The following is a 21,673-nucleotide window of genomic DNA, read 5'->3' as shown; positions in this document are numbered from 1 at the left end:
GTTCGACACTATTTCACCGAACGAAAGACCCAGCGGTAATTCAGCGGGTCTGTCATGCCGTACTTGTCCAGGACATAGGCTTGTTCTTCGGGATCGTCGAACGATGGCATTCCGAAGCGGATTAGGTCTTCGGTTTGATTCATCGCATCACCGGGGCGGAAGAAGTTCAGTTGCAGTGCTTTGCGACGATACGGTGCCTGTTCGCCTTCGCCGTCCTGTTGGAAGGCGTTGGTCAATCCGGAGACATACAACGACAGGTAGTCGACGTTCGGATTGACATCCATCCAGGTCAACACGCCCCACACGCCGGGAGCACTCTCGTCGGTCGACAGCGGGATGCGTTGGCGGGTGATTTCGACGCTGTTGTACAGCGGCGCGGTGATCTGCTCGCGGGCGGCGATCACGTTCTTGGCACTGGGGATGATGCGGTCCAAGTATTCTTGGCCGCTGACGTGGTCTTTCAACGTCACCAGCGGGAAGAACCGCCGCGACTGGTAGGAGATTTCTTCGAGGCGTTGGTAAAGTTTGGATCCGCCCACTTCATCGGCCGCCGGACGCAGGTCGCCGCCGCGATACCGCACGCGATAGACCATGTACCAAACCAGTTTGCGTTGCAGCTTGCCGCCTCCGACCGGGACGTCGACGTACATTTGACGCAGCGGTTTGAAGGAGAACTCCAAGCAATAGATCTCGCGTCGCAAGACGACCTGCTTGGCCATTTCGACCAGCGTTCGCGAGCGGGGATCGAAGTGCGGGGCGCCGTTTTCGAACGTCGGTGCTTTCCATTCCAATTCGGGATGGGCACTCAGAAACGTCTTCAGCGTCAGCGGCCCGTCAAAGGTCTCCTCGGGGCTGGCATCGCCCGGGATGACGTTGACCACGCCGGGGGCGAACTGGGTTTGTTGCTGGGTCGAGGGATCCTTCACTTCGCCGGCGTCTTGGGCGACGGCTTGCCGGCAGCGCACCGACACCAGGCAGACCAACATCAGTCCCAACAGCACTGCGGCACTCCGCGGAATCCTTCGCGCGGGCGTCATCTGATTTTCAGCAAGGGTCATGTTAGGAACTCGGTCAGAGAGAATCTCGATTGCGGGTGGACTTTGGCGGCAAGTGACTTGCCTACCTCAAATCACTGGAACTGGTGGTTTCGGCATCGCCCGGCGCCGATCGGGCAGCGACCTCCGAAGGGGCGGCGACCTCCGAAGGGGCGGCGACCTCCCCGGCGAGCGATTTTTCCTCAACCGGTTTCCCGTCGTGGATTTCCGCTTTCTCCAGGAATCGCAGCGAGTCGGCCAATTGGGCATCGTTGCCGGCAAAGGATTCCACCTTGTCGCCCGACATTGTAAACGTCGCTTGAACTCGGTTTCCGTCGTCATCGGAGAAGTGCATCATAATCCATCGGATCGGCACACCTTGGGTTTCTCCGTCGGCGACGACCCGCAAAACGCGTAATCCTTGGGCGCTGACCCGCTGGTCCCCCTCGATCAGCCGAGTCAGTTTGTCGCCGAGTGTCTGGCGGACGGCCGCCTCAAACGCCTCCAACGTCCACTGCTTGCCTTCGGGCAACTGGACCAGCGGCCGCAAGTTGCACTGGGCGATGCTGGTATTGTTGTCGATCATTCGCATCACCGCCGAACCGGGCGCGTCGCTGATCATCCGCCATTTTCGGTCCATCATTGTCCCGACCCCCAGCTGGCGACTTTGCAGTTCGACATACAGGCGTTCTTGGGGGATCGGTTGGTCGAAGTCGATCACGGCGGGTTGGGCCGGCAGGGCCACCACTTGGGGCAACGGACGGCGGACCATCCGGATGGTGGCCGAGACATCAAACCCTGGCACGGCGCGGCCGATTTCACGGGTCTCGTGAATCGCCAGCGCCAGCCACGTGCAGGTTTTCTCGCGGCGGTCGAAGGTCATTTTCCCGATCAGCCGGAGCCGTGTGCCGACACCGTCGACGGAGCCTTCGATGTCGCCTTCCAATTTGAAACGCACGGCGTCGGCCGAGATCTCCGCCACCTCGCTTTCCACACGCCCGCTGTCGACCGACGTCAGATTCAACACCGAACACAGGGCTTCGGAATCGATCTCATAGCGGTCGCCTTGGATCACGCTTTCGCCCGGCAAAAACCGGTTGACCGAGACGCTGGAGACCGGCGATTTCAACAGCGAAAGCTCGCCGTGGGTGAAAAAGCTGTCCGGGGAATAAATCGATTCGGGCAGGGATTCGCGACGGACGATCGCGTGCCGCATCGACTCTCGCAGATCCTGGTCGGTGGACGTCTTGTTCAAAACGCTCTGGTTGGTCGCGGAGTGATAGTACCGCTCCGCTGCAACAATCTCCGACGATTCGGCGGCATCGGTCGGTTTCAAATACCGCTCTTCGTAATCCAGCACGGCGTCGGATTTGATCGGGAACGTCTGCCGCGTCTGCTGGGACGCGAGCGCGTTGTCCGAAACCCGGACGTTGCCTTTGACGTCGATTTCGATCCGGACACGCATCAGGTCGTGGGCGGCCGCGACCACACTGGCCGACTCAGCCGACACGATCGCCGCTCGCGCGGGAGACGCAATCGACGCCGATGCAACCGCGAGTGAGCTGGCGAGGAAGGCACGACGACTGGCCGTGGCGTCATTGATGGGCATCTGAAAATCCATTTCGGGGGGCTGACCGGGGACGCGATGCGTTCCCCACGGCGTGAGTTGAGGAACGCCGATGCGGGAGAAGCGCATGCCGGGATCGCGTGCTGGAAACCGCTGGTGTCGCTATTGATCGACCGTCCGCGCGGGGCCGGTTCAGCCGAATTGGGGCAGCCGAGACGATTCGGGGGTCAGTTCTCGGGCCCCCGAGGCGTGTAGTCGTCTTGTTCCGCAAAGTCGGTTGTTAGACGACATGTCGCAATGCGAGACTGCCTTTTGTGCAGTCTGACTGAAATTTTTACACGCAATGCAGGCAGCGCCGTGAAAAGCGTTGGTTCGCCGAAAACGCCGCAAAATCTATAAGTCATTCAATGCGAACGACTTAGGGGCGAAACCAGGAAAAAAAGTGACAAATTCCTGCAGAATTGGCCCCAAATTTCCTACAAGGTGTCCTGGACGCAGGCAACCGCTGCCAGGCTCACCGAGCTCGAATTGTAAAAAAAATCTCTCCAAACGACGGGTTTTTGCCCCAAGTAACGAGTTGATTCTTAGAAACTCATTCGAGCCGAGTGAACCGAGCGGCGGAGGCTCTCGTCCTACAGGCATCCGCATTGAGGGGCGGCACCGTTTTTAACGGCTGTTGCCTTGCGACTGTCATTTCGGTCGACATGGAGTCGGCAGGGAACTTGTTCTGGGCGTCCGACCGTTTGGCCGGACCAAAGGTGTCGTGCGAATCGCGACATTCATCCCAGGCCGAGCGACCAAAATCACCTGGAGGAGACAGGTGCCCCCGGGCAACCGAGGCAATTGGACTGGGCGATCCGCCGGGATTGCAAGGACGTTTGGCCAGTCTACGCCAATAGCGCTGGGAGACCACACTGATGCACGACAATTACCGCGATACCAAGATCAAGGACCTTCGAGATCAACTTCGCTTCAATCAAAAAACCAAATTGATTGAGCAGGCTGCCGCTGCAGAAACACTGCTCAGCGAAATCGAAGAAGGCCGCGAATACGCTTACGACTTTCTGTGCTTCCGAATCACCAATTATCGCTCGGACCGTCCGGGACGACACAATATCGCATCGGCCGATCTGGCCCATGATTTACGACTGTTGATCGAAGACCTGAGCGAATTGGCCGATCTGTCGGTCGAAGAGATCGCTGAACAGGTGCACACGGTTCAAGATTTGAGCCGACAGTTCAACGTGTCGACCAAAACGATCAGCCGCTGGCGCGAAGCCGGTCTGGTCAGCCGTCGATTGTTGTTCGGTGGCCGCAAACGCGTCGGATTCCTCAACAGCAGCGTGGAACAGTTCGTCGCCCGCAACAAGGCCAAGATCCAGCGTGGCGAACGGTTCAGCCAGCTGACCGAGGACGAAAAGAGCGAGATCATCGAACGCGCCCGACAGTTGGTCGAAGGCGGTGCGGCGCTGGCCGATGTGACGCGATTGCTGTCCGAGCAGATGGGCCGCAGCGCCGAAACGATCCGCTACACGCTCAAGAATTTCGACGCCGACAACAAGTCGATCGCGATCTTCCCCAACCACCGCGGCGTCCTTTCGGACGACGACAAACGGTCGATCTTCAATCAGTACCTGGGCGGTGTTTCGGTTCCGCAATTGTGCCGACGGTTCAAGCGAACGCGAAACAGCATCCAACGGATCCTGGTCGAAATGAGACGCCAACGGATCATGGAACTGCCGCTGGATTACATCTACAACGAAGACTTTGAGGTCACGTCGCGCGAAGCGGAGTACCTGGGGGTTGAACCCGAACCGGCCAGCGCCCCACGGAAAGTCCGCGTGCCCAGCGATCTGCCCAGCTACCTGGCATCGTTGTACGACGTGCCGCTGCTGACCCGTGAACAGGAATACCACCTGTTCCGCAAGATGAACTACCTGAAACACAAGGCCAGTCGCTTGCGAGAAACGATCGGGACCGAAGCGGCCGGCAAGTCGGCCGTGATGAACGAGATCGAAGCATTGTACGAGCAGGCGGTCAAAGTCAAGAATCGAATCGTCCAAGCCAACTTGCGGCTGGTCGTCTCGATCGCCAAACGCCACCTTGCCGGTACCGACGATTTCTTCTCACTGGTCAGCGACGGGAACATGTCGCTGATCCGTGCTGTCGAAAAATTCGACTACTCGCGGGGCAACAAGTTCAGCACGTACGCCTCCTGGGCGATCATGAAGAACTTTGCCCGCACCATCCCCAACGAATTCAAACACCGAGATCGGTTCCGAACGACTACCGAAGAACTGTTCTTGGCGCGACAAGATGACCGGGTCGATCCGTACGTGGAAGAATCGGCACAACGGACCCGGAAACGCGAACTGTCGCGGATTCTGAATCGTTTGGATGAACGCGAGCAGAAGATTATCTCGGCCCGATTCGGTCTCGAACGCGGCAGCGAACCGTTGACGTTGAAAGAGGTCGGCGAGGAGATGGGCGTGACCAAAGAACGCGTCCGCCAACTCGAAGCCCGGGCGCTAGCCAAGCTGCGAACAGCCGCCAGCGAAAACAACATCGAAATCGATTTCGATCAGTAAGGCGTGCCCTGTTTGAAAACCGTAGCGGAAGCCGCCAAGGCTTTCGCGGGCCACGCGGCACCTGCCGCTCCACTCCGCTGCAGTGCCCTCGTGCCGTCGGCGGTAGTCAGGAGAGGGACGGCAGAATGATGCGGGGCAGAATGATGCGGGGCAGAATGATGGGGCGCGGGTAGGGACGGTCCAGCGCTGGAGCGTTCATCTTTCGGCATACGACAGCCCTTCCGGGCTGTCGCCCGTAGGGCTCAGCGCGACGACCTCGAAAGGACGTCGTACACCCCTCCGCCGACCACCTCTTACCCCAATCGGTTAGGTCATTTGGATTTGTCGCGTTTCGCTTCAGCCCGAAACTGGACGATCCCTGTAGTCGGTGGGCTAACGGCGGATCCTACGCGGTTCCTTCTGCTTCCGATTCGGCTTCGACTTCGGACTCTTGAATGTACTGTTTGCCGCGGTAGGTCAGTGCGACGCCGATGAAGATCACTGCGGCGACCAGCATCAACCCGGTAAAGAACCAATAGTAGGACGCGCCGGGTAACTTGGAGGTCCCATCGGCATTGCTGATGACCGCATTCACGCCGGCGGTGATGAAGTTGCCCAACGACACCGACAGCATGTAGAAGCTCATCACGATGCTCTTCATGCTGTTGGGCGCTTGGGTGTAACTGAATTCCAGGCACGTGATGGACACCATCACTTCGGCCGCCGTCAACAAGATATAGGCCAGCACTTGCCAGGAAATGTTCGGCGTCCCTCCGTTTTGAATCGACGTCTCGATCAGGGCACTCAGCGAGAACGCGAAAACGGTGACGAACATTCCGATCGTGATCTTGCGAAGAGGTGTCAGCGGAAAGACTTTGCTGATTGCCGGGTAGACCGCGTAGCTGAACAGCGGCACCAGGATCAGAATCAGGAACGGGTTGGCCGCCTGGATTTGACTCGAAAGCAGTTCGACGCCCATGACGTTCCGATCCATGTGCTCGGCTTGCAAAACCCAGGCGCTGGCCGTCTGGTCGAACAGACTCCAAAACACCGCAACCAGGATGTAGATCGGCGCCAATCGCAACAGCGCCCGGCCGCCTTCGCCGGTGAACGCATCGCGGAACACCTGGGGGCCGCGGGCCGGAATGTGAACGAATCGGTTTCGCCCCATCCAGAACAACAGCGTCGCAACGGCCATCAAAATGCCCGGCACGCCGAAGGCGACCTGTGACCCGTAGCGGTCCAACAACCAGGGCGTCAGCAGCGTCGATGCGAACGCCCCCAGATTGATCGCGACATAGAACCAGCCAAAGACCTTGCTCAGCAGGTGTGAATTCTTGGTGCCGAACTGGTCACCGACGTGGGCCGACACACAGGGCTTGATCGCCCCGGTGCCCAACGCAATCAAGCTGAGCCCGACGGCCAGCCCGATCCGAGTCTCGTTCAGCGCCAGAGCCAAGTGGCCGAAACAGTACAGCACCGACAGGTAGAGGATGGTTTTGTACTTGCCGAACAACCAGTCGGCGACGAATGCCCCCAACAGCGGCGTGAAATAGGCGGCCATGACGAAGATATGGACCCAGAACTTGGCGTCGTTGTCGTTCATCGGGTCGACGTTGCCGCCGCTGCCGAGCAGATACTGCGTCATGAAGACGGTCAGAATCGCCTTCATGCCGTAGAAACTGAACCGTTCGGCCGCTTCATTGCCGACGATGTAGGGGATCCCCGGCGGCATCGTGGTGATCGGGTACGGCGTCGTCTGCCAGCCCGTGGAATTGTTCGATGACGTGTTCGAATCAGACGCTTCGCTGGGCGGGGTGTAGGGCACGATGCTTCGCCATGGTTGCGTGAAAGGAATCGTTCGCTTTGCCGCACATCATCGCTGACCGGCCGGATTGTCACAACGGAGGTTTGCCAGCGCCCCCCGCGTTTTGCCCGGTTGGCAGCCCTTCGGAACCGCCCAACGCAGGAGGATCGGTCTTATGAGGACGACAGCCCCTTCCAGGCTGTCGTCCTTCGGACTCCGCGCGACGACCTAAAAAAGGACGTCGTACAACCAAACGCTGACCACGCCCTGCCGAATCGGCTGGATCGATCCGTTTTTTTGCCTTTCGCCACTGCCCCCAAACGGGGCGATCCTCTCAGTGGCCCGCCGCGGCGGCCTCGGCCGCGTGGTGCGGCTGGATCAATTCACCCCGGCTGATCACCACCAATCCGCTGTCGGTCACCTTGAACCCGCGTTGCTCGTCGGCGACGCGGTCGAATCCGATCTCGGTTTCCGGTGGAATCGAAACCCCTTTGTCGACGATCACGCGGCGCAGTCGACTGCGGCGGCCGACGTTGACGTCATCGAATAAGATGCTGTCCTCGACCGACGAGTAGCTGTTGATCCGCACGCCGGGCCCGATCACGCTGCGGGCGACGCTGCCGCCGCTGATGATCGCGCCCTGACAGACCAGCGAATCCATCGCCGAACCGCGACGGGTCGAGATACCTTCGCTGCCGAAGACAAACTTGGGCGGCGGCAACATCGGCTGGAACGCACGCACCGGCCAATGCTTGTCATACAGGTTCAATTGGGGATCGATGCTGATCAGATCCATCGTCGCTTCGTAATAGGCGTCGATCGTGCCGACGTCACGCCAGTAGGCGTCGGACTTGCGGTTTTCATCCAAGAACGGGAACGCGCACACCAGGTGCGAATCGATCGCCCCAGGGATGATGTTCTTGCCGAAATCGTGGTCGCTATCCATCCGCGTCGCGTCGGCACACAGCTGCTCGTACAAAAATCGAGCGTTGAACACATAAATTCCCATCGACGCCAAGCAATACTCAGGGTCCTCCGGCGTCGGGGTCGGATGCTCCGGTTTTTCCTGGAACCCGATCACGCGGCCGTCCAGGTCGGTTTGCATCACGCCGAATTGCCGCGCCTCATCGACCGGCACACGCAGTGCCCCGATCGTGATGTCGGCATCCAGCTTGCGATGGTGATCGACCATCGGCCCATAGTTCATCTTGTAGATGTGGTCGCCGGCCAGCACAACGATGTGTTCGGGTTGCTCACGCTCGATCGCATAGATGTTCTGATACACCGCGTCGGCGGTACCCGAGTACCAATTGCCGGCGATCCGTTGCTGCGGCGGGACGACATCGATGAACTCGCCCAGTTCACGACAGAAGTACGTTCGCCAAGCCAGATTGATGTGACGGTCCAGCGACTGCGCCTTGTACTGCGTCAGCAACAACAGCCGTCGCATGTCACTGTTCAGGCAATTGCTGAGCACGAAATCGATGATCCGGTACAGACCACCAAATGGCACGGCGGGCTTGGCCCGGTCTCGTGTCAGGGGTTCCAACCTCGAGCCCCGACCACCGGCCAAAATCACCGTCAAAGTATCACGCATACAAGCCACCCGTTCCATGGTCAGCCGAACCGCCCGGACAAAGGGGCGCGTCGGCTAGTAAATCGTTGCCAATCAAATGGAGTCGGAATCAGTCTCCCGCAGGGACACTCGGCTTGCTGCCGGCGGCCCCTCTCCCAAAACAGCAATAGTCAATAACGTAACAAATATATCGGACCAGACGCAGCGGTAAACGGAAATTAACCCGCCCAAAAAAGCGGATATCGCCGGAATCCCCTCCGTGAATCGCGATTGGCCTAACGTTTGCTACCGACACGCTCTCCCCTGCCAAGCTGTCAGCCCGCGATGCGGTTGCAGACGCAATCACACGTGCTGGCCGTTGGCAAACGCCGTTGACAAACAATGTTGACAAACAATGGCGACTCACGGCGGCCGGCGATCGGATCGGCTGGGCGTGTAAAAATGTCACCAAGGCGGAAGTTTCTACAATCAACAAGGGAGTCCAAAACGATGCCCAACACTTGGAAACCTATCAGTGGTGCCCTCGGCGCAATGATCTTGGGGTCGCTCGTCACCGGGGCGGTGATGACCATGCCCGGATTCATGCGAAACGATCCCGGTGCTCAAGACGCAGCTGTGGGGCAAGCCGTCCCCGCCGCGGGGCAGTTCGGCCAAGCCACGCCGCTGCCGGCCCAGAACCTTGGGGCCGCCCAAGACCTGTCGACCGCGTTTCGCAACGTCGCCAACCTGATGCGTCCCAGCGTGGTCAGCATCAACACCAAAGCGACACAAATCATTCGCGGGCAACGACTGCCGCCGGGCTTTGAGCAATTCTTCAACATCCCCGAAGGTCAGCCGCAACGGCGCGAAGAAAGCGGCATGGGCAGCGGCGTAATCGTCCGCAGCGACGGGTACATCCTGACCAACAACCACGTCGTCGAAGGTGCCGATGAGCTGGAGGTGGAATTCTCCGACGGCAAAAAAGCCCCCGGCCGCATCATCGGGACCGACCCGCAAACCGACCTGGCCGTCGTCAAAGTCGACCGCAATGATCTCAAGCCCGCCCAACTGGGCAACTCCGATGCGATCCAAGTCGGCGACTGGGTCGTCGCGATCGGCAGCCCCTTCGGTCTGGATCAAACCGTCACCGCCGGCATCATCAGCGGCAAGAACCGAATCCGCGGGATCATCGGCGACGGCGCAGGGTTCGAGGACTTTCTGCAAACCGACGCGGCGATCAACCCCGGCAACTCCGGCGGTCCGCTGGTGAACCTGCGCGGCGAACTGGTCGGGATCAACACCGCCATCATGTCCCGCAGCGGATCGAGCGCGGGCATCGGATTCGCCATCCCGGTCTCTCTGGCCGCCCCAGTCCTTAATTCGATCATTGAAAACGGCACGGTCCGACGCGGGTTCCTGGGCGCCAGCTTGGGACCGGTCAATGAGAAAACGATCGAAGGTTATGATCTGAAAACGACGCGGGGGGTGCTGATCGAATCGGTGCTCGAAGGCATGCCGGCCGACCAGGCAGGCATCCAGCCCGGGGACGTCGTCCTCGCGATCGACGGGCGGCCGATGAAGACACACGCACAAATGCGAAACTATGTCGCCAGCCGACCGCCGGGAGCGCAAATGTTGCTGGACCTGAACCGCGGCGGAAAAGCCCTGCAGGTCCGTGTCGACCTAAAGGAACGCACCGAAGAGGTGATGGCTCAGTTCGGATCGGGCGAAGTGATGGGGGCCGAACTGGTGCCGGTCACCGAGGCAACCGCCAGAAAGTACGGCTACCGAAACCTGGAGGACGGGCTGATCATCACCGGCATCAAGGACGGCAGCATTGCCGAGCGCGACGGACTGGAAGTCGGTGATGTGATCCAAACCGCCGGAGGGCTTCCACTTTCGTCGGCCCGCCAGTTGGAGGTGATCCTGGACGAGTACAAGCGGCAAAAACAACCTTGCCGAGTGACGATCCGACGCGGCAATCAAATGTTGTTGATGGTCGTGCGAGAATAGAATGGTTGACGCCTTGTAAGACTCCCCTGTTGCGTTAGTTTCTAACGATTCTGACCGCGTGCCCCCCCAAGTTTTCCCTTCGCGAGATCCCCATGGCTTTGACCATCATGCGCCGCATCAAGTTTTGCGCCGGACACCGGTTGTTCGGCCATGGCGGGAAATGCGAGCACTTTCACGGCCACAACTACGTCGCCGACTTCTTCGTCCAGGGTGACACCCAAGACGACGTCGGCCGCATCCTGGACTTTTCCGTGCTGAAAAAGCGCGTCAAAGGCTGGATTGACGAGCATTGGGACCACAGCTTCTTGATCCATCAAGACGACGCCAACGCTCTTCAGGCCCTCGAACTGGTCAAGCCCTGTCGGTTCTTTGTGATGCCGTACAACCCGACGGCAGAGAACATGGCCAAGTACTTGCTGGAGGAAATGTGCCCGAAGGTCTTGGAAGGGACCGGGGCCCATGCCTGCCAAGTCAGGATCTGGGAAACCGACGAATCGTATGCCGAAGCGGCGCTGGACCCCGCCGGCGGGGAGTCGACGACGTATGCGGCCATGGCCGTCGGTGACGACGTGGGGTAGGCGGATACTCGCTCACGGCCCGTTGATGCCAACCCGACATCCCTCGCTGCGCCCCACCCCATTTGCACCAAGCCTAGCCACGAAGCTGTCGAGCGACTGAAGCCACCCTCCCTCTGGGAGGGTCACGGAGGAGTGCGCGACGACGCGGGGAGGGTTGAGCCGCGATTCGGTGTGACCAGAGAACGAAAGTTTGTCCGACGATTCACCGTTCGACCTCCCCTCGCTAACCCGATTGCATCGAAACGACGATCAGCCCGATGATGATGGCCGCCAGGACGGCAACGGCAATGGCCAATCGTGGCCCGCTGACCGTGTTTTCCATCGGGTCGAGCCGCGCTCGAATTCGGCGGACAAGTTCGTTTCGGCCGGCTTCAAAGACGGGGTTGTCGGGATCGCCTGCTTTTTCCCCCGAATTGTAGCTCCGGGCCGCCTCCATCATCATCGCCTGAACGCGACGGGCGTTGAAAGGCCGGTCATCGGGCGACTTGGCCAGCAATTGCTCAATCACCTTGTCGATCGCTTCGGGACAATCGACAAAGTCACGCACCGAGGGCGGTTTGCTTTTGAGATGCTGGTCAAACAGCTTGGCGTAATCGTCGCTCAAAAAGACCTTGCGTCCGGTCAGCATCTCGAACATGCAGCAACCGAGCGCGTACAGGTCGGCTTTCCCCGAAACGGACTGCTCACCCCGGATCTGCTCGGGCGCCATGTAGGCGTGGGTCCCGACGGTGATGCCGGCCGAAGTCAGATCGCCGGCGGTCAGATCACGCGCGATCCCGAAATCCCCCAGCTTGACCTCTCCTTCGGGGGTCAGGAACAGATTGCTGGGCTTCAGATCGCGATGGACGATTCCAATGTTGTGGGCGCACTGCAATGCACTGCAGATCTGGCGGGTGATCTCAACCACCACCGTCCACGGCAGCGGGCCGCCAAACTCGAGCAGGTCGGCGACCGTACCGCCAGAGACCACTTCCATGGCATAGAACAGGCCTTGGTCCTCGTCGACACGGCCTCCGCCAAAATATTGGACGATGCTGGGGTGCCGCAGCTTCTCGAGAATCATCATCTCGCGTTTGAAGCGCGCCCGGATCAGGGTGTTCTGGCTGACTTTGGGGTGCAGCTTTTTCAGCGCAACGCTTTGCCCAGTCTCCTTTTCCGTCGCACGGTAGATCGTGCCGACGGTTCCCACGCCCAGAATGTCCCCCAGCTCGTAATCGGAGAGCCGGTTGAAAGGCATCAGACGCCCGCGATGTCCGTGATCTTGACCCGCGTGAACAGCTGGCGGTGCCCGATGCGGCTCTTGCTGTGCTTGCGCCGACGGAATTTTTGGACGTAAATCTTCTTGCCTTGCTTGGGGCCCATCACCGACGCGGTCACGCTCGCGCCGTCGACGGTCGGGGAGCCGAGCTTCAATCCCGATTCGCCTTGAACCGCAAGCACTTTTTCAAACGTCAAACTCTCACCAGCGGGCGTTTCCCGGTAGTCCAGGTCGACTTCCATTCCGGGCTCAACTTTGTACTGACGTCCACCGTCAACAATAATGGCGTACATGTCTTGGTCTAACTTCGTCAAAATTCAAGGGGTTATGCGAATTCGGGCCCCAGAGTGTATCGACCGGAATCGGAGGCGTATAGGGCTAAAAAAATCAGGCCAGCACCTCCTTCACCACCCGCGCCTTTTCCACCCCCGTTAGCTTCATGTCCAAACCCTGAAAGGGAAAACTGAACCGGGCATGGTGGATCCCCAGTAAATGTAGCATCGTCGCGTGCAGGTCTCGCACGTGGACAACATTTTCGGTCGCGTGGTAGCCCAGTTCGTCGGTCGCCCCGTAGCTGACCCCCGGTTTGACACCCCCGCCAGCCATCCACATCGAAAACCCCTTGATATGGTGGTCCCGTCCAGGCCCTCCCTTGCCCTGGTACATCGGTGTTCGACCAAACTCCCCGCCCCAGATCACCAGCGTTTCGTCCAGCATCCCCCGCTGCTTCAAATCCTGGATCAACGCCCAGGTCGGCTGATCGGTCAATTTGCAGCAGATGTTCATGTAACGCTCCAGATCGCCGTGGTGATCCCAGCCGCGGTGGTACAGCTGGATGAACCGCACGCCGCGTTCGGCCAGCCGCCGCGCCAGCAGACAGTTGCTGGCGAAGGATCCGTCTCCCGGTTTGGCGCCGTACATGTCCAGAATGTGCTGCGGCTCGTCAGACATGTCGACCAAATCCGGCACCGAGGATTGCATCTGGAAAGCGATCTCGTAGGTCGAAAGTCGTGTTTGGATCTCCGGGTCCGGGTGGCCGGCAAATCGGTTTTGGTTGATCGCGGCGATCGCATCGACGACCGATCGCTGGCCAACCCGGCCGACTCCCGGCGGTGGATCGACGTAGTGAACGGGAACTCCGGTGCTGTTGAATTCCACGCCCTGGTACCGGCTGGGCAGAAAACCCGATGCCCATTGCCGCGATGCGATCGGTTGCGGGTTGCGACCGCCGATGCTGGTCATGACGACGAACCCCGGCAAGTCGTCGCACTCGCTGCCCAGCCCATAGGTGACCCAGGATCCCATCGACGGCCGCCCGCTGATCGCCGTACCGGTGTTCATGAACGTGTGCGCGGGGTCGTGGTTGATCTGCTCGGTGACCATCGATTTCACGATGCACAGATCGTCGGCCATCTGTTGATGGTAGGGCAAAAAGTCGCTGATCGTTTGCCCGCTATCGCCACAGCGCCGAAACGTGGTCATCGGCCCCTGGACCTTCAATTGCTTTCCGGCCAACTGCGCGATCGGTTGTCCGTCGGTGAACGAAGCGGGCATCGGGGAATCGTGCAGCCGCGCCAGTTCCGGTTTTTCGTCGAACGTCTCCAGATGCGACGGGCCGCCGGCCATGCACAAGAAGATCACGCGTTTGATCCGCGGCGGGAAGTGCGGCAACCCGCCCACACCCGGCGGCAAACCCGGCGACGTTTTGGCCGCCGACTCACGCGCCAGCAAGTTCGCAAAGGACGCCGCGCCCAGGGACAGGCCACTTTTGGCCAGGAACGTTCTTCGTTTCAGTTCGTTTGTCATCGGAGAGGGCCAGTGGGGTGGGGATGTGCCGTAGCGGAAGTCGCCAAGACTTTCGGCGATTCGCACGACGCGTGCGAAACTCTTGGCGAGCGATTCGCTGGACGCGTGCGAAACTCTTGGCGAGTTCCGCTACCCCAGAATCGAATTGGGAAAAAGCGTCACGGCCGGTACAGGGTTTCATGCAAATTCAGGACGGCTCGCGCGACGCTGGACCAGGCTGCACGTTCGGCATCGGACGCTTCGGCTGGCCACGCAATTGCAACGTCGTTCGGTGTTGCCAGGAACGCCTCGCGCGCCGCGGGATCGTTTTCGAAACGTCCGATTTCACTCTCCAGCAAACGCGCCAGCGTTTCACGTTCCAGGTCACTGGCATCGCGGCCGATCGCGAGTCGCATCGCCGTGTCGATTCTGGTTTCGATCGCTGCGGACGACGACTCCTCCGTCTTGCTCTCGCGCAGCACCCGTGCGGCAAAGGCTTTCGCGGCAATCACAAAGGTCGGATCGTTCAACAGCGCGAGCGCCTCCAGCGGCGTGTTGCTGCGTGGCCGTACGGCGGTGCATTCCTCGCGGCTCGGTGCATCGAGTGCCTTCAGCGTCGGGTGTAGGAATTGACGCTGCCAATGGGTGTACACGCCGCGTCGCCAAAGCATTCGCCCGCGGTCGTGGGAGTAGATTCGTCGGGGGAAATTCAAGTGCCGATAGTAGCCTTCGGGTTGGTAGGGCCGAACGCTTCGCCCGCCGACCTGATGGTCCAACAGCCCGGACATCTCCAGCACGGCATCACGCACCGTTTCTGCCGGCAGCCGATGCCCGGACTGGGAAGCCGCCAGGTCGTTGTAGGGATCCTGCGTCCGCCGGGCGTCGTTCATCACGACCCTCTGGCGATACGTTTCGCTGGTCACGATCTGCCGCACGGTGGCCTTCAGGTCCCAGCCGGTTTGGATCAGCACACCGGCCAGATGATCCAGCAGATCCGGATTCGTCGGCGGTCGGCCCTGGCCGCCGAAATCGCCCAACGTGGGACTGATCCCGCGGCCGCTGTACAGGTACCACAATCGATTGGCAAACACCCGTGCGGTCAGCCCGCCGATGCCGCGGTCGACATCGAACAACCAATTCGCCAAGTCCAACCGCGTCGCCCGCTGGCCTTCGGGCAAACCGGCAAACGCAGCGATATCGCCCAGGAACTCCGGAACGGCCGGTTGCATCACATCGCCGCTATCGTCCAGCCAATTTCCCCGCGGCAAAAAACGCACGATCCGCGGCTCAACCGCTTTGGTGATCATCGTCCGCTGCTTGCGAGCCAAAATTGCATCGCGTTCCTTTTCCAACGACTTCAACCGCTCGGGATCGGAATCCGGGGCCGACCGGACGGCTCGGATTTCGGCGTCCAAATCGGCCAACCGCAAGCGATCGGTTCGCCCCAGCACATCGATCTCCGGTTCCCGTCGCGTCGGCAGCGCGTTGGTGCCGTTGGTGAAGTGTTTTTCTTCATCCACATCGGCAAAGAAAGCGGCCAGCGAATAAAAGTCCTTGGCCGTGTAGGGGTCGTACTTGTGGTCATGGCACTGCGCGCATCCCATCGTCGCGGCCATCCAGACCGCGGAAACGTTTCGCACGCGATCGGCCGCGTAGATCGCCAAATACTCTTTCGGTTGCAGCCCGCCCTCGTGCGTCGTTTGCAACAGTCGGTTGTATCCGCTGGCGATCTGTTGTTCGATCGTTGGATTCTGCAGCAAGTCCCCGGCCAGCTGTTCGCGGCTGAATCGATCCAGTGGCATGTTGTCGTTGATCGCATCGATCACGTAGTCGCGGTACGGTGCGATGTTGTGAACCTGGTCGCCGTGATAGCCGACCGTGTCGGCAAAGCGGACCAGGTCCAACCAATACTGGGCAAAGCGTTCGCCGAATTGTGGTGACGCGAGCAACGCATCGACGCGGCGCCCGTAAGCGTCGGGCCGTTGGTCGGCGATGAAGTCCGCGATCTGATCGTAGCTGGGCGGAAGCCCGGTCAAGTCATAGTGGAGTCGACGCAGCTGATCTCTCCGCGAGGCACGCGGTGCCGGCGGTAGCGGGCTGCGTGACAATTCGGCTCGCACCAGCCGATCGATCACCCCGGCGTCCGCATCCACTGCGTCCGGCCGACTGCGTGGGTCATTAAACGCGGCCTCCGGCACCGCGACCCGATCCGGTTTGACATACGCCCAATAGGCTTCGTAGGGAGCCCCCGCGTCGATCCAGCGTCGCAAAACCGCCAGTTCGGCTTCGGTGACGCGTTTACCGGTATCCGGGGGAGGCATTTGGACATCGGGATCGGGATCCAAAATCCGGGCGATCAATTCACTCTCGTCGGCGTCGCCCGGCTCGATGGCGACTTCATATGCCGCCTCGGATCGGTCCAGGCGCAGATCGGCCGCCCGATGCGTGTCGTCGGGGCCGTGACAGAAAAAACACTTGTCGCTCAAGATCGGTCGCACATCGCGGTTGAACGACAACGGTCGCTCGCCCGCCACGGTCACACCCAAGGGCATCCAAACAACCGTCGCGGCCAGCGCAAGGATCTGAACGGGAAAAGGGGTCGCAATCACAATGCAATCTTGCGGGGGCAGAGGAAAGGTGGGGAGATTGCCATTTTACCCGCAATGCATCCGACAACACAAATTTGCGGAAAACCTGAAACCTGAAACTGAAAACCACCAACCTGGAACATTACCCCCCAACCGCTAAACTGCCGCTTCCGGCGTCTTCACACCCGACCCCTCGATTCGATCCACCATCACCATGACTGATAGTCTGACCAACCAGGCCGCTTGGAAAAACTTGAACGCCCACTACGAGCAGATCAAGTCGAAGCATTTGCGGGAGCTGTTTGCGGCCGATCCGCAGCGGGGCAAAACCTTTTCGCTCGAAGCGGTCGGGTTGTACTTGGATTATTCCAAGAATCGCATCGACGGTGAAACCGTTTCGCTGTTGATCGAACTCGCCAAGGCGTCGGGTTTGCGCGAGCGGATCGAAGCGATGATGAGAGGTGAAAAGATCAACGTGACCGAAGACCGCGCGGTGTTGCACACCGCGCTGCGAGCGCCACGCGACGCGACGATCGAGTTTGAAGGAAAAAACGTGGTCCCCGACGTCCACGCGGTCTTGGACAAGATGGCCGCGTTTTGCGATTCGGTCACCAGCGGCAAATGGACCGGGCACACTGGCAAACGGATCCGCAACATCGTCAACATCGGGATCGGCGGGTCGGACCTCGGGCCGGTGATGGCCTACGAGGCGCTGCGCCACTACACCAATCGTGATCTGACGCTGCGGTTCGTTTCCAACGTCGACGGCACCGACTTTGCCGAAGCGACGCGCGACCTGGATGCCGCCGAAACGTTGTTCATCATCGCATCGAAAACCTTCACCACCCAAGAGACGATGACCAACGCGCACACCGCGCGGGGTTGGTTGCTGGAACAACTCGGCGGCGACGAATCGGCCGTCGCCAAACACTTCGTTGCGCTCTCGACCAACGCCGAACAAGTTGCCGCCTTTGGGATCGACACCGACAACATGTTCGGGTTTTGGGACTGGGTCGGCGGCCGATACTCGATGGACTCGGCGATCGGGCTTTCCACGATGCTGGCGATCGGGCCGGACCAATTCCGCGAGATGCTCGCGGGCTTTCACGAGATGGACCAACACTACCGCACCGCGCCGCTGGAAGAAAACCTGCCGGTGATCCTGGGCTTGCTAACCGTCTGGTACACCGATTTCTTCGGTGCCCAAACCACCGCGGTCCTGCCCTACGATCAATACCTGAAACGTTTCCCGGCATACCTGCAACAGCTGACGATGGAAAGCAACGGCAAGTCGGTCACGCTTGCCGGCGATCGAGTCGATTACGACACCAGCCCGATCTATTGGGGCGAACCGGGGACGAATGGCCAACACTCGTTCTATCAGTTGATCCACCAAGGCACACACTTGATCCCGTGTGACTTCATCGCCTTTGCCAAGTCGCTCAATCCGCTTGGCGACCATCACGACAAATTGACCGCGAACGTGTTCGCCCAAGGCGAGGCGTTGGCGATGGGCAAGACACGGGAAGAGGTTTTGGCCGAAGGCACGTCGGAGGAACTTGCCCCGCACCGAGTGTTCGAAGGCAATCGCCCATCCAACACGCTGTTGATCGAAAAACTGACGCCCACTGTGCTGGGCAAACTGGTCGCCCTGTATGAACACAGCGTGTTCACCCAAGGCGTGATCTGGCAGGTCAACCCGTTCGATCAATGGGGCGTCGAGCTGGGCAAAGTGCTGGCCAAAAAGATCGTCCCCGAACTCGAGTCCGCCGACGCCCCGCTGGATCACGACAGCAGCACCAACACGCTGATCGAACGTTATCGTTCGCTGAAGTAATTGGTGTCGAATGTCGCCGTGTTCTCCGAACTCGGCGCCCCCAAAAGCGAAGCTTTTTCCCCGCGCCGACCTCGGGGGACGTCAATTGTATTCCTGCAAGTTTTGCGTCTCATCTAAATCCTCTCCCTCGGGGAGAGCCGACGTTTGCGCAGCAAGCAAACGCCAGAGAGGGCTCACGGCTTGCGAAAGTCTTGGCGACTTCCGCTACGATCAACACCGTCACTTAGACAACCGACCTCGCAAGAGGACGGCGACTGAGGACGTGCGACAATTGACCGGCTGCCCGTGGGGGTTGCAGACGTCTATCATTCAAGCGTCGTAATCCTTCACGCGCCACAGTCTTCACCATGATGGACGTCGAACTACTCAGTCGGCTGCAGTTTGCCGGAACGATCATGTTCCACTACCTGTTCCCGCCGCTTTCGATCGGGCTGGGGCTGCAGCTGTTTCTGTGTGAATTGGCCTACGTCCGTACCGGCCACCCGGCGTGGGAATCGGCGGCGCGGTTCTGGACTCGCGTGTTCGCCGTGAACTTTGCGATGGGCGTCGCGACCGGGATCGTGATGGAGTTCGAGTTCGGGACGAATTGGGCGGCCTATTCACGGTTCGTCGGCGACGTCTTCGGATCCGCGCTGGCCGCCGAAGGCATCTTTGCGTTCTTTCTGGAAAGTGGGTTCCTGGCCATCCTGGTGTTCGGCTGGGATCGTGTCGGTCCCAAGATGCATCTATTCAGCACGTTGATGGTGTTTTTGGGGTCGGTATTCAGCGCCGTCTGGATCGTGATCGCCAACAGTTGGCAGCAGACGCCGGCGGGCTACCACATCGTGTGGCAAGAGATCCAAGGGGAGAGCGTCCCGAGAGCCGAAGTCACCGATTTTTGGGCGATGGTCTTTAACCCGTCGTCGGTGGACCGCTTGACGCACACGGTGATCGGAGCCTTGGTGTTGGGCGCCTTCTTCGTCGCGTCGGTTTGCTCGTTCTATTTGTTGAAACAGCGGCATGAAGACGTCGCGCGGCGTTGTCTGTCGATCGCCCTGCCCAGCGCGCTGGTGTTCACGTTGCTTGCCGCGCTGACCGGACACGACTCGGCGCAGAAATTGGTCGAAACCCAACCGGCCAAGCTGGCGGCGATGGAGGCGCATTTTGAAACCACCGACCAGCCGACGGGATTGTATTTGTTCGGATGGCCGGATGCCGAAAACGAAACGGTGCATTTCGGCATCCGTGTCCCGTGGCTGCTCAGCTTGATGGTCTACAACGATCCCGGCAAACCGGTTCCGGGGATGGATCAAATTCCCGAATCGGATCGCCCGCCGGTTTGGTTGCCGTTTCAAATGTTCCACCTGATGGTCGGCCTGGGCACGATGATGATCGTTGCGGCGGGTCTGGCATGTTGGTTGTGGTACCGGAAAACCTACCAGAACCATCGCTGGCTGATGTGGGCGATCGTGCTGATGCCGCTGGCGGCGATGACGGCCAACCAGGCCGGCTGGATCACCGCCGAAGTCGGACGGCAACCCTGGATCGTTCACCCCTCGGTCCAAGACGGCGTGGAGATGATGGGTCTGAGAACCAAGGACGGGCTCAGCGAATCGGTCACCGCCGAGCAGGTGCTCAGCTCGATCGTTTTGTTCGCCGTCATCTACTCGCTGTTATTCGCCGTCTGGATCTTTGTCCTCAATGGCAAGATTCAACACGGCCCGGAAACCATGGACGAACTAGCCAAACGCAAACGAGACCGGGCCGCATCAAGAATGTCCGAGCGGATCGCCCACGGCGGCACCGGGCGTGGCGGCGGGCTGATGGAGGATGAAGCGGGCTGATGAGTTATGACACGATCACCTTGGTTTGGTTCTTTCTGTTAGGCGTCTTGCTGACCGGTTACGCGATCTTGGACGGGTTCGACCTGGGCGTCGGCATCCTGCATCCGTTCATCGCCAAAACCGATCGGGAACGACGGTTGGTGATGAACTCGATCGGGCCGCTGTGGGACGGCAATGAAGTCTGGCTGGTGACCTTCGGCGGCGCGTTGTTCGCCGCGTTTCCGAACGCATATGCGACAGTCTTCAGCAGTTTCTACGCCGCGTTTCATCTGTTGCTGACCTGCTTGATCGGACGCGCGGTCAGTTTGGAATTTCGCTCGAAAGTGCACTCGCCGGCATGGCGGCGGTTCTGGGACGCCGGATTCTTTCTGTCGTCGATCACCGCGGCGGCGCTGTTGGGGATCGCCGGTGGCAACGTGATGGGCGGCATGCAGGTCGGTCCGATGTTCCAGTACCAGGGCGGATTGCTGGATCAGCTGTATTGGTACCCGCTGCTGGTCGGGGCGCTGACCGTGTCCCTGTTCGCGCTGCACGGGGCGATCTATTTGTTCCTCAAGACTGAAGGTGAATTGCAACAACGGGTGCGGAGCCGGATTCTGCCGCTGTTCTATTGTTTTGCATTCCTGTACGCCGCGGTCACACTGGCCACCTGGATCCATGTCCCGCACGCGACCGAGACGCTTTCGCGGCACCCTTGGTTGTGGATCGTTCCGGTGCTGAACGCATTGGCGGTGTTGAACATTCCCCGCGCGATGCACCTGGGCAAACCCGGCTACGCGTTCTTCACGTCGTCGATGGTCATCGCCGCGCTAGCGTCGTTGTTCAGCGTCGCGATCTTCCCCAACTTTGTGCTTTCGACGATCGATCCGGCCTACAGCGTGACGCTGGAAAACGCCCGCAGCAGCCATCAAACCCTGATCACGATGCTGTGGATCGCAATGATCGGCATGCCCTGCGTGGCCAGCTACACGATCACGATCTACTGGATCTTCCGAGGCAAGGTGCAACTGGATTCGAACAGCTACTAAGCCGGCCAACGCCACTTTGCACAAGAAACAATGTGAATCGCCGGTCAATCGTAGCTACCTTCGCCAGAAGGTGGATCCCCGGGATTTCCCACGCTCTGGCGAGCGTAGCTACGTCAAAGTGGCGCTGTCCAGCTAGCTGGCCTGTCGGAACATGAAGGTTTGATGAATCGCCGCGGTGTGGCTTGACCGTTGGTGGGCGATTGGTTTTTTAGGAAACCGAGGCGACTTGCTCA

Annotated in this window: 14 protein-coding genes; 6 read left to right on the top strand and 8 right to left on the bottom strand. The window is 60.0% G+C overall.

Going from position 1 to position 21,673, the window contains the following annotated elements; translation table 11 throughout:
• Positions 1-8: 8 nt before the first annotated feature.
• Complete coding sequence (locus H1B37_RS17100; RefSeq protein WP_182867871.1) at positions 9-1,058, bottom strand: hypothetical protein; 1,050 nt, start codon at positions 1,056-1,058, stop codon at positions 9-11.
• Positions 1,059-1,119: 61 nt separating this feature from the next.
• Positions 1,120-2,643, bottom strand: a complete 1,524-nt coding sequence (locus tag H1B37_RS17095; RefSeq protein WP_182867870.1) for a hypothetical protein — start codon at positions 2,641-2,643, stop codon at positions 1,120-1,122.
• Between the two features lie 875 nt (positions 2,644-3,518).
• On the opposite strand from H1B37_RS17095, the gene H1B37_RS17090 reads away from it, so the two are divergent.
• The gene (locus H1B37_RS17090) at positions 3,519-5,189 is read left to right on the top strand and encodes a sigma-70 family RNA polymerase sigma factor (protein WP_182867869.1); all 1,671 of its coding nucleotides are present in this window, start codon (positions 3,519-3,521) and stop codon (positions 5,187-5,189) included.
• A gap of 385 nt (positions 5,190-5,574) precedes the next feature.
• Here H1B37_RS17090 and H1B37_RS17085 read toward each other — a convergent pair whose 3' ends face one another.
• Positions 5,575-6,996 carry a POT family MFS transporter gene (locus H1B37_RS17085; protein ID WP_353620857.1) on the bottom strand — a complete coding sequence of 474 codons (1,422 nt, stop codon included), beginning with the start codon at positions 6,994-6,996 and terminating at the stop codon, positions 5,575-5,577.
• A gap of 313 nt (positions 6,997-7,309) precedes the next feature.
• Positions 7,310-8,590 carry a glucose-1-phosphate adenylyltransferase gene (gene glgC / locus H1B37_RS17080; RefSeq protein ID WP_182867868.1) on the bottom strand — a complete coding sequence of 427 codons (1,281 nt, stop codon included), beginning with the start codon at positions 8,588-8,590 and terminating at the stop codon, positions 7,310-7,312.
• Positions 8,591-9,040: 450 nt separating this feature from the next.
• Between glgC and H1B37_RS17075 the strand changes: the two genes are divergently transcribed.
• The gene (locus H1B37_RS17075; RefSeq protein WP_182867867.1) at positions 9,041-10,543 is read left to right on the top strand and encodes a Do family serine endopeptidase; all 1,503 of its coding nucleotides are present in this window, start codon (positions 9,041-9,043) and stop codon (positions 10,541-10,543) included.
• A gap of 92 nt (positions 10,544-10,635) precedes the next feature.
• Entirely contained in the window at positions 10,636-11,121 is a 486-nt protein-coding gene (locus H1B37_RS17070; RefSeq protein WP_182867866.1) for a 6-pyruvoyl trahydropterin synthase family protein, read from the top strand.
• Between the two features lie 223 nt (positions 11,122-11,344).
• Here the strand turns inward: H1B37_RS17070 and H1B37_RS17065 are convergent, their stop codons facing one another.
• The 4 genes from H1B37_RS17065 to H1B37_RS17050 all read right to left on the bottom strand — a co-directional run bounded on the left by H1B37_RS17065 (position 11,345) and on the right by H1B37_RS17050 (position 16,773).
• A complete protein-coding gene (locus H1B37_RS17065; protein WP_182867865.1) occupies positions 11,345-12,358 on the bottom strand; it encodes a serine/threonine protein kinase in 1,014 nt (337 codons plus the stop codon).
• Entirely contained in the window at positions 12,358-12,672 is a 315-nt protein-coding gene (rplU, locus tag H1B37_RS17060) for a 50S ribosomal protein L21 (protein WP_147866372.1), read from the bottom strand. The genes H1B37_RS17065 and rplU overlap by 1 nt, the downstream gene beginning before the upstream one ends.
• A gap of 94 nt (positions 12,673-12,766) precedes the next feature.
• Positions 12,767-14,185 (bottom strand): DUF1501 domain-containing protein, encoded by a 1,419-nt coding sequence (locus H1B37_RS17055; protein WP_182867864.1) that lies wholly within the window; start codon positions 14,183-14,185, stop codon positions 12,767-12,769.
• Positions 14,186-14,343: 158 nt separating this feature from the next.
• Complete coding sequence (locus tag H1B37_RS17050; RefSeq protein WP_220498245.1) at positions 14,344-16,773, bottom strand: PSD1 and planctomycete cytochrome C domain-containing protein; 2,430 nt, start codon at positions 16,771-16,773, stop codon at positions 14,344-14,346.
• Positions 16,774-16,966: 193 nt separating this feature from the next.
• On the opposite strand from H1B37_RS17050, the gene pgi reads away from it, so the two are divergent.
• The 3 genes from pgi to cydB all read left to right on the top strand — a co-directional run bounded on the left by pgi (position 16,967) and on the right by cydB (position 21,440).
• The gene (pgi, locus tag H1B37_RS17045; protein ID WP_182867863.1) at positions 16,967-18,589 is read left to right on the top strand and encodes a glucose-6-phosphate isomerase; all 1,623 of its coding nucleotides are present in this window, start codon (positions 16,967-16,969) and stop codon (positions 18,587-18,589) included.
• Between the two features lie 347 nt (positions 18,590-18,936).
• Positions 18,937-20,412 carry a cytochrome ubiquinol oxidase subunit I gene (locus H1B37_RS17040; protein WP_182867862.1) on the top strand — a complete coding sequence of 492 codons (1,476 nt, stop codon included), beginning with the start codon at positions 18,937-18,939 and terminating at the stop codon, positions 20,410-20,412.
• Positions 20,412-21,440, top strand: a complete 1,029-nt coding sequence (gene cydB / locus H1B37_RS17035; RefSeq protein ID WP_182867861.1) for a cytochrome d ubiquinol oxidase subunit II — start codon at positions 20,412-20,414, stop codon at positions 21,438-21,440. The genes H1B37_RS17040 and cydB overlap by 1 nt, the downstream gene beginning before the upstream one ends.
• Positions 21,441-21,673 lie beyond the last annotated feature (233 nt).

This window comes from Stieleria mannarensis (genome assembly GCF_014154935.1).
In the GTDB taxonomy this organism is placed as follows: Bacteria; Planctomycetota; Planctomycetia; order Pirellulales; family Pirellulaceae; genus Stieleria; species Stieleria mannarensis.
Note: the sequence above shows the minus strand (reverse complement) of the source record. Positions and strands in the feature narration are given on the sequence as shown.